The sequence below is a fragment of the Rhodopseudomonas sp. NSM genome (assembly GCF_052445935.1).
Lineage (GTDB): Bacteria > Pseudomonadota > Alphaproteobacteria > Rhizobiales > Xanthobacteraceae > Rhodopseudomonas.
The window spans coordinates 212,662-227,192 of sequence record NZ_JBQTCH010000008.1 but is presented as its reverse complement, the minus strand read 5'-3'; the positions used below and the strand labels follow the sequence as shown (position 1 = coordinate 227,192).

The following is a 14,531-nucleotide window of genomic DNA, read 5'->3' as shown; positions in this document are numbered from 1 at the left end:
TCGCTACGGTGGAGCGTCGAAAGGCGTTTCCGCGGCCTCTGCGGTCCGGCGATCCGGACCACATGCTGCGGCCACTACGACAAAGTCGCGCCTTTCGGCGCTCCGCCTCCCTCGGCTTGATGCCGGTGCGGAGGCCCCCGGAACCGGCCGCTCACGCAATCGGATTTGCGGGCAACGCATCGGCGTGCCCGCGCACGGCCGTGCTACGTGTTATTTCGCTTCCCGCGTGACGCTCACGCCTGCGCGGTCGCGTGGGAAAATACGACTTCGATCAGCGTGCCGGATTGCGGCGCGCTCTTGATGTGGAACTGGGCGCGGTTGGCTTCGACCAGCGCCTTGGTCAGCGACAGGCTGACCCCGGAGGCTTCCGAGCGGTCGCTCGGCGCCGGGGTGCTGAACGGCTGCAGCGCTGCGGCGATTTCGTCGTCGTTGAGGCGATGGCCGGTGTCGCGCACGCGCAACACCACTTCGCCGAAATCGCTCAGCGCGGTCGAGACGATCACCTGGCCGCCGGCATTGGCGAGATGGATCGAGGTGCCGATCAGGTTCAGCACGATCTGCCGCAGCGCCTGCGCGTCGGCTGTGACGCTCGGCAGCGCGTGCGCCAGCGAGCTGCGGATGATGATGCGCTCGCGATTGGCGCGCGGCTGCATCACCGCGACGCATTGCTCGACCAGTTCGTTGAGGTTCTGGCTGGTGAAGGCGAGGTCGAGCTTGCCGGTCTCGATCCGCGACAGATCGAGCAGGTCGCCGACGATGCCGATCACGCGTTCGCCCGAGGCGCGGATGTCCTTCAGGTAGTCGGCGTAGCGTTCGTTGCCGAGCGCGCCGAAGCGCTCCTCGATCATCACTTCGGCGAAGCCGATGATGGCGTTCAGCGGCGTGCGGATCTCGTGGCTGAGCCGCGCCAGCACGTCGGCTTTGGCGCCGGCCGCGCGATCGGCGAGCTTGCGCACCTGGTCGAGTTCGACCTCGATCCGGCGCGCCTGCGACAGATCGCGGAACACCGCGAAGTAATTCGGTCCTTCGGGCTGTGTGCGGCCGATCGTCATCGTCAACGGAAACAGCCCGCCTTCGCGGACGCGGCCGAGCGCCTCGAGGCCGTGATCGAGCAGGCTCTCGGCGCTGCCGCTCTTCACGCTGTCGAAATAGGCGCGCACCGCATCGTTGCTCTCGGGGGCGAACAGCTCGGCGATGTTGAGCCGGACCAGATCGTCGCCGTCATAGCCGAACAGCGCCTCGGCGCTGCGATTGCAGGCGCTGATGCGGCCGGCTCCGTCGAACATCAGAATGCCTTCGGCGGTGGTGTCGAGGATCGCGCCGAGTTCTTCCGCATTGGCGTGGCCGACATCCGACGGCGCATGCGCCTCGGGCGCGATCGATGCCGCGGCGACGACGCTGCTGGCCTGGTCTGCGGTGCCGGAGAAGATCAGCGCCAGCGCCTGATCGCCGTCCCATTCGATAGTGTGCAGCCGGGCTGCGGTCGGCGCGGAATAAGGCGTCGCGACGGTGATCGGCGCGCCGGTTTCCGACGTGCCGCTCGAACCGCCGGCTCCTTCCTCGACATACAGCGCATCGAGGCCGCCTTCTTCTTCGAGCGCCGCGAGGCTGGCATGGCCCATCCGCTGCAGGAATGCGGCGTTGGCATAGAGCAGGCGGTCGAGCCGATAGATCAGCACGCCGACCGGCATCAGATCGAGCAGCATGCGGTCGCGCGCGCTGTCGCCCTTGGCCGGCGTCGCGAGCGGCGCGAGCCAGTCTGCCTTCGGGGCTTCGGGTTCGGACGGCACAGCGGGTTCGTCGGTCGAGGCGTCCGCGTCGATCGACGCCGTTTCGGCGAGGGGCGTGTCGTCGGCCGGCGCGTCCGGCTTCTCGTCGTTGGCGGCCTGCGCGAACAGCCGCTCGGCGGCGCCTGCGGCTTCGCTCTCCAGCCGTTCCGCCAACTGCCGCGCCAGTTCGTTGAAGGCGCTGTTCTCGACCGGCGTCAGCGCCGGCGAACGGGCGTCCTGGACGGGCCGGAACGGAAGAACGTTTCTCGGGGTTTCCACGATGATATCCGATTGTTGTTGTTGGTCAGGCGTGTCGGTCCCGGGCGCTCGATCAGCATCCGGGGTGAGCGTTGCGTCGCGCGGCGTCGAATCCGCCGACAGCGACCGCGGCGGATGTTCGCCCGCATCGTCGCGCTGGCGCAGGGCCGCGAGCCGATCGAGGCCGTCGAGATCGCGGCAGACGCCGAAGCCGCGATAGAGAATGAAGTTGCCGTCGCGGTCCTGCACAGGCAGGCCGGACATTTCCACCGGCAGACGAAAGCTGGCGCCGTCGGCCGGCCATTGCAGCGTGACGCCGCTCCAGGTGCGGCGCGACGTAATCGCCTGCGCGAAGCGGTCGTCGGGATCGAGCGCGAGCGCTGCGCGGATCTCGGCCCATGGCCGACCGAGATGCGCGGCCGTGCGCGGCCCGATCAGACCGATGAACGCGTCCGAATTCACCGCGAAGCGGCTGTCTCCGTCGAGCTGCCAGACGAATCGCAGCGGATGTTGACGCGGCGGCAACGGCAAGGGCGTTGCCACGTCGTCCTGCGGCTGCGCCGGCGCGCCATCGGCTTGCGGCTTCGCCATCGTTTCGTCGAGCAGGGTGAATTCGGCCGGGGCCTCGCTGATGGTGTCGATCGCCTCGTAGTCCGGGACGTTCGATTCCGGCGGCGCCGTCTCGCTCGGCGCATCGATCGGGATATCGGACGCGACGGGCGCGGACTCGGCAGTCGGGACGTCCGGCTCGTTCGGCTCGAGCAGTGCCACCAGTCCGATATCGCTGCCGCTGCCGACGCGTTGCAGCACCATCCGGCCGATCCCGATCGGCGTTTCGGAGCGGCCGTTCTGCAGCGCATCGGCGCGGGCCTGATCGAGGCCGGCTTCGGTCAGGTTGCGGAAGCCGAGCAGGGTGCGCGCCGCCGCGCTCGAGCCGACGAACAGACCGTCCCGGCCGAACGCCGCGATCGGCGTGTCGCTGCCTTCGACGAGGGAGCGCAGCCGGTCGACCAGCGGCATCGGCCGGCCGATCGGTTCGACGGCGGCGATCAGCACGCCGGAACTGCCGTCGGCGAATTCCAGTCGCGTGCAGGCGCAGGTCACCAGCGCGCCGAGCCGCGCGCCGAAGCCGCGCAGCCGCTCCAGCCGCGTGGCGCCGTTCGGCGGCAGTTTGCCGGCCAGTTGCGCAACCAGCCGGCGATGCGGATCCGCCGGGCCGAAGATTCGCGCGCCGAGAGCCCTGCCGTTGTCGGCGCCGAATAGCCGGGTGCCGACCGGGTTGGCCCACAGCAAGAGGGTGCCGTCGACCGACCACAGCCAGACTGGCAGCGCGCCGGTGGCGTGAACCGCAAGCCGCGGATCGTCGACCCCTCGCAATTGAAAATTCGACCTCGTCATCGATGCCCGCGCGGCGTTCCCGTCCGGTTCCGGGCCGCTCGCCTTCGAGAGGCGCGGCCGGCAAAGAACCTTAACAATTCATTATCGCTTTCGGTCGACCCCAGGTCCATGATTGCCGGAGCGCTATCCCAACCTAAGCGCGGATAACCTTAATTCGGCCACCTGGAAGAAACCTTGTCGGCGGCGTTCGCGTTGTAAGGTTGCAAAAAATGTTCGTTCGGTCACGATGCGCCAGGCTGCCATCGGTCGGTCACACCAGCGATGCGAGAGAGCATTAAGGTGGCTCCTGACCGGATCGGCGGTCGAATCGGGTGGGGCCGTCGAGGCCCCGGGCGCGACAGGAGTGGATCATGGATCAGGATGGACGTGACCGTTTCGAAATTCCGAAGGAAATGCGCTCCGTAGCCGAGGCCGGCTTCGACCAGGCACGCAAGGCGTTCGAGCAAATGCTCGCCAACGCCCAGCAGACCGCCACCACCATCGAAGACCGCGGCGCCACCGTCCGTGCCAACGCCCGGGAGATCACCACCAAGGCCGTCAGCTTCGCCGAACGCAACGTCTCGGCGGCGCTCGATTATGCCCAGCAACTGGTCCATGCCAAGGACCTCGGCGACGTGCTGCGGCTGCACAGCGAATATGTCCAGGGGCAGATGAAGGCGCTGGCGGAGCAGGCGGCCGAACTGGGCCAGGTCGTAACCAAGGCCGCGCAGGATGCGTCCAGGCCGAAGAGCTAGGTCCCCCCATCCCTCGGATTTCTGATCGTCAGCCCCAATTCGGTCGCGGATTGGCGAGGATCTTGGCAGTGCAATGCAAATCTATGTTGCAATGCACAAAATGTGAGTTATTATAGGCACGAAAGGATGACCAGCGCGGGTTGTCCTTCCCCAGACTCGGCGTTCGGCCCATTTTTTGATCAGGTCTTTCGCGCGGGTCACTTCGATTTCCCCACCACCGAAGGATGTCCCCATGGCCGATTCGAACGATCCGTTCTCCACCGTCATGCCGTTTCAGCTTCCGGAGCAGATGCGCGCCTTCGCCGAGAAGGGTGTATCGCAGGCTCGCGAAAGCTACAGCAAGTTGCGCGACGTCGCCGAAACCAACAACGGCGCGATCGAGGCGGTGTTCTCCTCGGCCAGCAAGGGCGCGACCGACTACTCCACCAAGGTGTTCGACTTTGTAAAGACCAACACCAGCGCCAATTTCGATTTCGCGCACAGCCTGTTCGGCGCCAAGACCCTGCCGGAAATCATGGAAATGTGGACCTCGCACGCCAAGAAGCAGGTCGAGGTGCTGACCACCCAGACCAAGGAACTGACCGAGCTGAGCCATAAGGTCGCGTCCGAGACCGTCGAGCCGATCAAGGCCAGCGCCTCGAAGATGTTCACCCCCGCCGGCTGATCCTGCGCCACTCGTTCGATTTCGAAAGCCCGGGCATCGTCCCGGGCTTTTTTGTCGACGCCGACCCACGACATTCGTCGGAGGGCCGTTCGCGGCCTTGCCAAAGCGCGGCGTTGCACCTAGTTTCCGCCCGTTCGCGGCCCCGGCTGCGCCGGATGCAGTTGTAGCTCAGTTGGTTAGAGCGCCTGTCTGTGGAACAGGAGGTCGGTGGTTCGAGCCCACCCAACTGTACCAGCAACATCAGGCACTTGCTGCCAGCCTCACTGCAGGCGATGAGCGCTACCTGCGCTCGACTGCCGACTGGTTTCCACGCGAAGTCTTTCTCCACGCGAAGTCCCGCCCTCGTCGCCTCAGGCCCTCTTGCAGGAACGCATCCTCGCCGCTGTGGAGTGATCCCGATGCCGAGCGACACCGATATATGCGGCAGGGTTTGCAGCCTGTCGCTGCAGTTCAGGAAGTTCTGCGATGTGATCCGTTCAGCGGGCATCCGAACTGCGAGCGCGACGAGACTTAGCGTCTTCTCGGCGAGGACTTCAAAGCGGGCCGGCGTCGCATTCGGGTCCGAGCCTCCGCTCTAGCCACCGCGCGGCGCATTTCCTGAAGCTGCGCGAGTTCGAGCAATATTCTCGCTCGATTCTCGATCAACAGCTTGAGGCGCCGCCTGCACTCTCGGGCTCGTGAGACCATGGGACGCGGTTCCGACATCTCCAGAAATATGCAAATTATCGAATACAAAATCCCCGGAGCCGTCAAAGCGAACCCGATTTAAACCCTAATTATTTAGATTACCGCGCAAGCATTTAATCCGCCGAGCGAAGGCCGGTGGAGGGAGAGAGCCAAGGGCCTGGGTAACTATTTTCGCCGGATAGGCGGCGCTCATGGCCATGAGTGCATCATTCTACTGATCATGATCATGATCGCGGGGGAGCTGTCGGGCGGCCGGCGAAAGCTGCTACACGATCATCGCTGCTATCAGCTCAACCGGTCGGACGCGCTGCTGCGTCATGCTGTCGCTTACGAAAATTCCGGGCGGGCTTGCGACCTCGCGCGAGACAGTGGCAATATTGGAGAATGCTTTCCACTCTTCAATATCACGCGTGGAGGCGTCTACGCGCTGCATATTACGCATTCGGGCTTGCCCGGATGCCATTCGGCGGCGCACTCGCGCGCGCAGTCGGTGCATGGGAGACAGCGCAGGGATTCGGTGACAGTCCGAAAGAAAAATCGACCTGGGACGCCGAATATGGCGATGGGCGCTGGAACTACATTGGGCAATTGCACGAAAACAGCCGTTACTGGGCGATCATCGGCTACATGGATGCATTCCGGCGCGACGGTGAGTACCTCGATGTCGGCTGCGGCGACGGGGTGCTGTTCAGGCGCTTCAGAGCGCTCGGCTATCAGCGCTATGTGGGAATCGACATTTCCGACGTGGCGATCGAGAAGCTCGCTCCTCATCAGGACGATCGTACTATATTCGCCCAGGCGGACGGCAACGTTCACGAGCCGGAAGGCCGTTTCGACGTCGTCGTCTTCAACGAGTCGCTGTACTATTTGCGTGACCCGATACGCTCGCTCGAGCGCTATGCGCAGTCGCTGAAGCCGGGCGGCTGCATCATCGTCTCGACCTACACCGCGTCGCGGCGCTCACGAGCGGTGTTGCGGGAGGCCAAGCGAGCGTTCGAGGTCGTCGACGAAGCCCAGACCACCCAGGGTCTCAATTCATGGCTTTGCACGGTCTTCAAGAAGACGAAGACAGCCGTGGCCACGCTCCTCGTTGGCGCGGCGGCCGACGTTGGAGATCTTCTCGCCCTTACAACCTAGGCGAGCGGATGTCTTGAAAAGCAGCCGGCGGCCTGCATTGAATGAACGCCGCCCAGGCGGTGAATTGGGGATGAGACCGTTAGGGCGCCTCAGAGCCTGCCAAGCGGCGCCCGCGCATTCACCACTCCGCATTATTTAAGAGGGCAATAGGACAATCGGTTGAACCTGAACATGTCCTGTTTCGACCTATTTAGCGGGACGGCCGTTGTCCAGAAGAGGGTGCAATGAGTGCTTCGCTGGAGCAGCTTGCTACGATGGTCGACGTCTTTGAAGGGCTGGCGACGGAGGTGCGAGAGTTAATTTTGCTGCGCGAGATCATTGCGAGCCGATCTGTGGAGCAGCGGGTATCGCCTTCTCCACGGGCCGCGGCTCGGCCACGTGTTGTAGAATGCCTCCCGAATGCGAGACGGCGCATTTCCCATTCCAAGGCCCGGGCGGCGAGGTCTCCGGCGTCAGCCTGATCCAACGCCGCATCACCCTGGATCCATCGCGGACCGAGGCATGCGGATTGATCCGCGCTAAATCATCGTTTGGCCTGCTATGATCCGTGCGCCGATCGCGGCGAACCGTGTGACGAAAATCTCGCACGGCCGATTTCGATATAGCCTCCGGCTGAAAGCCCCGACCCCGCACCTCCCGCTATCTGCACGAAGATTAAATCTCCGGCGCATAATAATCGTTAATCTGCGGCGCGCTCCCGGCGGGCCGGCAGCCGCGTTCGTCGGTGCGGGATTCTGTTGCAATGCGCCGCAAGCATGACGAGGCGCGCGACAAAGCGTCGTGCAGGTGATTCACGCGATGACAGCTATCGACGGCGTGCGCGGCGCGACGCCGGAGCCCTCGCCGCCGGCCTTCGTCGTCTCGATCGGCAGAACATGTCCTCTGCCTGAGCGACCGTTTCCCGTAGTTCGTAAAGGTCTCTCATGAGAGTCTGCATGGAGGCGGAAACCTCAGCCAAACGCTGGGCCGCATCACTAATACGCGCAAATGGTTTCACGGTTGCCACCGATTTACTCTGCCCGCCAATCAATTGGTTCTGAGCTTCAAAGACTCTGAGACAAACTAACGATCGAATGCAGGTCATTACTCGATCCGGAAGGAGAGACAAATTAAAAAATCGGATAATTCTTAATAGCGCTATTCTGCACCCGCAAAGTCCCGCTCGTCTAACCGATTCGTGCACCGATTTCCCGAGTTCAGATCTTTCCAGCGCGATATCCATGAGACAGCGACATTAAAAAGCGCAGGGTCCCAAGTCGGGGAAGCCACCGGCCCTTGCGGTCGCCGGACGGCTGCTGTGCCGCGGGCGCGCGACGATGGCTTCGGTAGTCGAGCAGTCCGATCGGCAGGAGAAAATAGCGGATCTGCGGGATCCGGGCCTGCAGCAATTGGCGCCAGACCTGAACTCTCGGGACCAGCCGCTTCGGATAGTGATCTGGCCAAGGCAGATCGAATAGCATGGTGAGAAGCAAGAGTTGGGTCTCGACAGCATTCCGCGCCAGGCTGCCCGACACCATCGTCATCAGGCCGTCCCATTGGACGCCTCCCGGCGCGGTGATCAGTGCGCGCAGATCCAGCAGATGTCGCAGGTCGATGCTGCCCGTCCAGTAATCATGGTCCTGAAACTGATCGTGCATCACGAAGATCAGCGCCTGGAGCTCCGGCGAGGGGACCAGGACATTGGCCGCGCCCAGCTGGCCGGCCCGCAGGTGAGACCGGAGGTCGGCGGTGGTCTGGTCGAGGAAGGAATGGCCCGGAAACTCGCGGTGCAAATCGATCATGCCGACGTCGGCGGGGCGTTTCAGGTCAGCGCACCATTTCTTCTGCTGCCCGTCCGCCTCGTAGTCGACATTGTAGCCGATCGACGCCAACGCCTTCATGGCGGCGTCGATCTCGTCGGGCCGTACGACGATGTCGAGATCGGACATCAGTCTGCGCGCGCGACCGGACGGCGGGCTGGTCGCCAGCATTGCGGCTCCCTTGACGAGGAGCGGCGTAATTCCGGCGCCGTTGAGCGCGACGACGGCCTCTTCGAGCTGGGCGCTCAGACGATCGTTCCGGATCGCGTTGCGCTCGTGCAGCGCGTGGACATAGTCGGCAACCTCGTCGGGAATCGCGCCGCGTTGCGCAGTGACGAATCCGATCAGCGACGGCGTCGTCAAGGTGTGGTTGGCGAGGCCGATAATGGCCTTCCAGTCCGCCCGCTGCGGCACCTCGCCCTTGAGGCAGTCGCACAGCGGCAGCAGGGCGCGGCTAAAGCTCGCCATCGCGCAACTCGATCAGCTTGCCGGTTGCGTCCGTGGCTTCTGCATACTGCAACACGAACGCGCGGGTATGCGAGACCAGCCTTTTCAGGATTCGGAAGCCGTCACCCGTCAACTTGCCTTGGGTTGCGAACGACGCCGCGATGATTCGTTTGAGGGTGTCGAGTTCGTTCAGTTCGGTCAACGCCGGAGGCGTCCGGTCGGATCCGCGTTCGAGGAACACGATCCAGTCGACCGGGATCGCTCCTTCGTGGATATGGGCTTCGACGTCGAGATATCGGACCGCGTGACCGTCGAGCCGATCATGGATCGGAACGCCGCCCGCGCCGAGCCGGACATCATCGATCAGCGGCCACGAGTTCGATTTCAGCGTCGGCGTAAACGGCGCCCCGCGGATCCAACCGTCGGTGCCGATGAACACGATGTCGTCGGTCGCATAGCCGAAGCCGGCTTTCAGCAGGTGCATCGTCAGGGTGCTCTTGCCCGTGCCCGGCGGCGCGCTGATCAGCAGTCCACGGTCGCCCGACGTAACGGCGGCCGCGTGGAAGATCACGTCGCGCCCATCGCCGGCGAGCAGCAGATGCTCGATGACATAGGCCTTGAACGTCGGCGCCAGTTCGTTGATCGCGCAACCCAGAACCTTGCGGCCATCCCGCATCACGATGGATGTGTCGCCGACCCGGTGAACCGTAAAACGCGCGTCGACGCTAGCGGCCCGGGACGTCGTTGCGACGAAAAGTGACCGGAGGTGATTCATGATCTGCACATCCGATGTGCGGATTTCAATCGACGTTCGACCGACCGGTGCGGTGAAGACAAAATCTGCGGCGTCGATGCACGGGACGATGAGTCCGGCGCTGAGCCATTGGTTGAGCGCATCGCGCAGGCTCTCCCGTGCTGCGGCGGGAGTTAGTCCGCGCTCGGCCAGTTGGCCGGAAATCGCGTCGAGCGGCACGGCATCCTGCAGACTGCACCAGATGAAGGCCGCGACGTCGTTCAGCTCGAGCAGTTGCTGGTCGTCCTCGCTGAACAGGACGGGCAACTGATCGATCAGCGCGAACGACGTGCCGGCGGCCGGGCGAAGCACGGCGAGGTCCGGCGAGGAGCCGGTGGGGGGCGCGTGCATCGCGGGCGATCGGTGGGGTGCGGAGGCTTCCACAGGACGACCATCATTCGACTGTTTCACTTGACATTGAGTGTTAGCGAGATTTAAATTAAATCGCAATAATCCATTATATATTAAATGTGGAATTCGCACATGTCAGCCGAGAACGATCACAAGGTGGAAGGTCAGGACCCGTTGGACGAGGATCGGCGGAAGTTTCTGGCCGCATGCGGGAAGTTCGCTGTGGTCACTCCGCCGGTCTTGACGGTCCTGTTGTCGACGTCGCTGAATTCGGAGGCCGTCGCCGGGTCTGGCGGCGGGCGGGGGGGCCCCCCGCGGGGCGGCCCGCCGCGAGGCGGCCGGGACCGCGATCTGCTCGAATGGCTGGAACGGATCCTCAGCAAATTCTTCTGAGGTCGTTGACGATGTCGCAGCGGCGTCGGTGACGCTGTCTCTCCGGCGCTTCGGTGGGATCGCCGGGACATTCGGGGGCATCGGACGCGACAGGCGTCCCGCGATAGGCCAGTGCCGTGGAGCAATCCACGCGGAGCTCGTCCTCATTGTCGCAGCGTACAGGGGCGGATCCCGAACCGGCTGATCTTGCGGGACGCCGTTCGCTCCCGAAACGTTCAGCAAGGGTCTCTCACATGTCGGAATCCTGTCGGTCGCGGGCCTCGTGGCCTCGACCGGTCGAGTCCGTGCGGCGGATTGATGGGGTCGGCCGATGAGACTGGTTAATCAACCCGAGCGATCAGTTTGCGGCGAACGGGAATCGATCCGCGTTTTCAACTGATGCGAGATCCGGCCGCGGACGGCGGCTCATGGCCGCGCGCCAATGCTGACCCGATCGACCACGATATCGGGGGTGGGCCGTCATGACGAGAGCTGCCGCCACTTCGTCGTGGTAGGGCATCGTCGTCGGAGGTGTGCGATCCTGCGCGCGGGCGACGTATCAATTCATCCAAACCGGACCGAAGAACCGCTGTCTCGCAGGCGATTCCTGTGCGCGAGCGCGCGATGTCCTCCCTTCATTCACACATTCGTCAGAGCTTCGTTTTCTTTGCGAAGTATGGTCGGCGGCGTTGAACCTCTTGGCCGGTTGGCAAGCCAAATAGAAAGCCGATCGACCAAAGCTGGAACGGAGAGCGCCGATAATGTCGACCAGTGACACGCCCGCGGATCGAATCGCCATTTCGATCGTCTGCTTGAGGAACGCCCGGGCAGGCCTGAACCTCGTTGCTCAGCCGCACGACAGCCCCGCCGTCAGGGCGCGGATCGACATCTGTGATGAACTGATCAGCCGGGTCGGAGAGATCGATCGAACGCTGAGGCAGCTGTCGTCGGAAGCGGTTGGCGTCGAGCAGCGTTGAAGGACGCTACGATAGCCTGTCGCGGCAATGCTGTGGGTCACGACGACGGTTCGGTATCGTCAATCGGCTTCTGATCGCCGTCGTCATCGGCTTTCTTGATCTTGAATTCTTCCAGGACATGGCCCTCCTGCAGAGCGAGGGCCAGCCAGCGGGGCTTCTTCCCCCGCCCCGACCATGTCTCGTTCGGCTCAGAGGGATTGAAGTATTTCGGGACCACTTTGGGATATTTTCGGCGCGAGGGACGCTTGCGGAAGCTGTCACGTCCTTCGGGCTCGGAGGTCTCGGTCTGGTTCAGTTTCGCAAGCCGTTTCTCGAGTTCCCGCTTCTCTCCGAGAATCCGATCGGACAAGATCTTGGTGAGCTCTTCATGAATGGTCCAGAGTTCGTCGAACTGCATGGCCTCCAAATCTGGTAGCTCTGGCTTGCGCATCTACTCTCAGCGTCCCTTGCCCGAAACAATCAGTTTGAATCCACGAGGCGCGGATCCATGGCGCGTCGAGCCCTGGATGCCGGTCGTTAATCTCGATATTATAATAGCATCTGATTTTAATATAAACTAGTTTATTCTATTAAAGCGCCCGCCTTCCGGACGCAGAATAAATGGCTATTTAAATCGAGGTCCCGCCCGATGCGGAATCGTCGCGGCGATCCGGCCGAAGGGCCAGACGCTTCGGTCTCCGGCAAGCGGGCCATTCCGTTCGGGGTGGGCCGAATCCGGACTTTCCAGGAAATGAAGGGGTTTCAATGGGTTGGCTTAAATTGGATTAGATGTCGCATCCGTGGATTATTTTGAGTTTAGCCTTGTTCGACTCGGCAAATAGCCTTATTTCCGGAACAAGTGTTGCTGGAATGCGACGTGTTGCGACGGACTTAAGTTAGGGCGAACGGATGTCGACCAAGAAGCTTGATCTCGAATCCATGTCGGTGGACGATCTTTGGTCGCTTCACGAGAAGATCAGCAGGATCTTGTCGGCTCGGATCACGTCGGAGAAGCAGGAACTGGAAAAGCGCCTGGCGGTTTTGAACCGGGGGCGGACTGCGATCGAAGGTAGCGATTCGGATCAACCCTTTGATGGGCATGACAAAGTCCGACGGAAATATCCCCGGGTGTTCCCCAAATATCGCAACCCGGCGACGCCGTCCGAGACCTGGTCCGGCCGCGGCAAGCAGCCGAGATGGCTGGTCGCGGCGATCAAGTCGGGGCGCAAGATCGACGATTTTCGTATTCGTGACGATGCGAATGCCAAAGGGCGCCGCCAGCGCGCCTGATCGGTTCGGCCACTCGATCGGTAGCTCATTCTTCCGAATCTGATTCTTCCCAATCTCGTTTCTCCAGTTAACCATCGGCCGAGTTTCGCGTCGGATGTCGGCCGAACCGGTTTAAACTCTCCGTCTGGTTGTTCACCCGGAGAGTGCAGATGGCTGATCTCGATTGGCATCGGCTTCGAATGGAATTGACCGCCGCCCTGCATCGTCGTCCCGGCGCCACCGACGCCGAGGCCGACCAGGGCCAACCTGGATCGGCAGTCCCCAAAGACGAGTCGGATCTGCTGCTCGAGCACATCGCCCTGGCGCTTGCGGATCGCTCCGATCGGGAGACTTGAGGCGCAGACCATGCGCTCGGCTCAAAACGCGTTGCGCCCGCGGATCAGCTCGAGCGGTGTCTGGGCCAGGATCATCAGATCCAGGCCGAGACTCCAGTTGTCGATGTAGCGCAGATCCTGTTTGACGCGTCGTTCGATCGAGGCCGGCGTTGGCGTTGGTCCGCGATACCCCTTGATCTGGGCGAGGCCGGTCAGGCCGGGCTTCACCCGCCGGCGATAGGCGTAGTTGCGGACCGCCTTGTCGAATTCATTGTCGTGGGCGATGGCATGGGGCCGGGGCCCGACCACCGACATGCTGCCCTCGAGCACATTGAGAAGTTGCGGAATCTCATCGATGCTCGTCCGGCGCAGCCACCTGCCGAGCCGCGTCAGCCGCGCGTCGTCGGCTTTCGCCTGGACGACGTTGGGCCCGTCTTCCAGCACCGACATCGACCGGAATTTGTAGATCGTGAAGCGGCGCCCGTTAAATCCGCAACGTTGCTGCTTGAACAGGACCGGGCCGCGTGAATCCAGCTTGATGGCCACGGTCACGATCAGCAGCAAGGGTGACAGAACCGCCAGCACGGTGGCCGACAGGCAGATATCCAGGGCACGTTTCGCGAACAGTTCCACCGGCGACAGCGGTCCGCGCTGCAGTTCGACGCAGCGCGCGCTGCCGAGCTCCACGGAGGGCCGGTGGAAGAGGTCCGAGCTTGCTCCGGTCGGCACCAGCCGGACGCGCAGCGGCAGCACCCGAAGGGCCGCAACGGCGCGCTTCATCCGAGACCAGTGATCGGGGCTCACGCCGAAGAAGATCTCGCGGACCTCGGTCTCGCGGGTGTGGTCGATGATCCTGCCGATCAGTTCTTCCTGCCGCCGTTGCGACGAGCGGGAGACCGGCAAGGTGAAGTGTTTTTCGATGAAGTAGCCGAGTTCGCTGAGCGTGTTGACGAGGTCGCGGCCGGCTTCGTCCGTGATCAGGACGATCTTGCGGCCGGAAAAGCGACGCTCGGCGAGCCCCTTGCGCAGCGCATTGCGAAGCAGAACGCGCTGGGCGATCAGGGTCATCAATCCAACGGCTCCGAAGATCAGCGCGAACTGCAGCGGGATCTCGTCCTTCATCTGCAGGGTGAAGGTGGTCGCCACGAGCAGGCCGAAGACGCCGAGCCAGATGGCGCAGACGGCGCGAACCTGATTGCGGAGCTCGAGCAGGGCCTTGGGCATGTACATGTTGCAGGATTTTGCCACCGCGGCGAATACCACCGAGGTCGGCAGCGCCACGCCGGCCAGCCGCGCAATTTCCTGCGACGTGCCGAGCAGGAGCATGTGGGCAAATGCCGCGACGAGGCTCGCGACGAAGATTGTGGCGATATCCGCCAGCAACGCCAGCAACTCGACCGAATCATATTGAACTGGCCACTTCTTGTCCCGGGCCGGGCCGTTGGCCAGACCCGAAATGGACGCGGCCTCGAACTCGAGCCGTCTCCTCAGGGTGTGCATGGTCGCCACCAATTATATTAAAAATTAACTGTTAATTATAATTATATGGAGGCAGTTAATTT

The 14,531-nt window shown here is 63.0% G+C and carries 12 protein-coding genes and 1 tRNA gene; 8 read left to right on the top strand and 5 right to left on the bottom strand.

Annotated features, from left to right (window positions below; genetic code table 11):
- Window positions 1–233 precede the first annotated feature (233 nt).
- Entirely contained in the window at window positions 234–3,425 is a 3,192-nt protein-coding gene (locus ACTZWT_RS20170) for a PAS domain-containing protein (RefSeq protein WP_444771462.1), read from the bottom strand.
- A 350-nt stretch (window positions 3,426–3,775) separates the two neighbouring features.
- Here ACTZWT_RS20170 and ACTZWT_RS20165 point away from each other — a divergent pair, with 350 nt between their 5' ends.
- The 4 genes from ACTZWT_RS20165 to ACTZWT_RS20150 all read left to right on the top strand — a co-directional run bounded on the left by ACTZWT_RS20165 (window position 3,776) and on the right by ACTZWT_RS20150 (window position 6,647).
- Window positions 3,776–4,159, top strand: a complete 384-nt coding sequence (locus ACTZWT_RS20165; protein ID WP_444771461.1) for a phasin — start codon at window positions 3,776–3,778, stop codon at window positions 4,157–4,159.
- Between the two features lie 232 nt (window positions 4,160–4,391).
- Complete coding sequence (locus ACTZWT_RS20160) at window positions 4,392–4,823, top strand: phasin (RefSeq protein ID WP_444771460.1); 432 nt, start codon at window positions 4,392–4,394, stop codon at window positions 4,821–4,823.
- 157 nt (window positions 4,824–4,980) lie between these two features.
- Window positions 4,981–5,057, top strand: a tRNA-His gene (locus ACTZWT_RS20155).
- 909 nt (window positions 5,058–5,966) lie between these two features.
- Complete coding sequence (locus tag ACTZWT_RS20150) at window positions 5,967–6,647, top strand: class I SAM-dependent methyltransferase (RefSeq protein WP_444771459.1); 681 nt, start codon at window positions 5,967–5,969, stop codon at window positions 6,645–6,647.
- Between the two features lie 1,196 nt (window positions 6,648–7,843).
- Here the strand turns inward: ACTZWT_RS20150 and ACTZWT_RS20145 are convergent.
- On the bottom strand, window positions 7,844–8,914 hold the full coding sequence (locus ACTZWT_RS20145) for a nucleotidyltransferase family protein (protein ID WP_444771458.1): 1,071 nt from the start codon (window positions 8,912–8,914) through the stop codon (window positions 7,844–7,846).
- Entirely contained in the window at window positions 8,901–10,037 is a 1,137-nt protein-coding gene (locus ACTZWT_RS20140) for a PqqD family peptide modification chaperone (protein ID WP_444771457.1), read from the bottom strand. The genes ACTZWT_RS20145 and ACTZWT_RS20140 overlap by 14 nt, the downstream gene beginning before the upstream one ends.
- Window positions 10,038–10,169: 132 nt before the next feature.
- Here ACTZWT_RS20140 and ACTZWT_RS20135 point away from each other — a divergent pair, with 132 nt between their 5' ends.
- Window positions 10,170–10,430, top strand: coding sequence for a hypothetical protein (locus ACTZWT_RS20135; RefSeq protein WP_444771456.1), 261 nt, complete (start codon window positions 10,170–10,172; stop codon window positions 10,428–10,430).
- A gap of 740 nt (window positions 10,431–11,170) precedes the next feature.
- Window positions 11,171–11,386, top strand: a complete 216-nt coding sequence (locus tag ACTZWT_RS20130; RefSeq protein ID WP_444771455.1) for a hypothetical protein — start codon at window positions 11,171–11,173, stop codon at window positions 11,384–11,386.
- A 37-nt stretch (window positions 11,387–11,423) separates the two neighbouring features.
- On the opposite strand, the gene ACTZWT_RS20125 is transcribed toward ACTZWT_RS20130, so the two are convergent.
- A complete protein-coding gene (locus ACTZWT_RS20125; RefSeq protein ID WP_444771454.1) occupies window positions 11,424–11,816 on the bottom strand; it encodes an H-NS histone family protein in 393 nt (130 codons plus the stop codon).
- 458 nt (window positions 11,817–12,274) lie between these two features.
- Between ACTZWT_RS20125 and ACTZWT_RS20120 the strand changes: the two genes are divergently transcribed.
- Together ACTZWT_RS20120 and ACTZWT_RS20115 are read left to right on the top strand one after the other, a co-directional pair.
- On the top strand, window positions 12,275–12,655 hold the full coding sequence (locus tag ACTZWT_RS20120) for an H-NS histone family protein (protein WP_444771453.1): 381 nt from the start codon (window positions 12,275–12,277) through the stop codon (window positions 12,653–12,655).
- 149 nt (window positions 12,656–12,804) lie between these two features.
- On the top strand, window positions 12,805–12,990 hold the full coding sequence (locus tag ACTZWT_RS20115; RefSeq protein WP_444771452.1) for a hypothetical protein: 186 nt from the start codon (window positions 12,805–12,807) through the stop codon (window positions 12,988–12,990).
- A gap of 21 nt (window positions 12,991–13,011) precedes the next feature.
- Here ACTZWT_RS20115 and ACTZWT_RS20110 read toward each other — a convergent pair whose 3' ends face one another.
- On the bottom strand, window positions 13,012–14,469 hold the full coding sequence (locus tag ACTZWT_RS20110) for an undecaprenyl-phosphate glucose phosphotransferase (protein ID WP_444771528.1): 1,458 nt from the start codon (window positions 14,467–14,469) through the stop codon (window positions 13,012–13,014).
- Window positions 14,470–14,531: the final 62 nt, after the last annotated feature.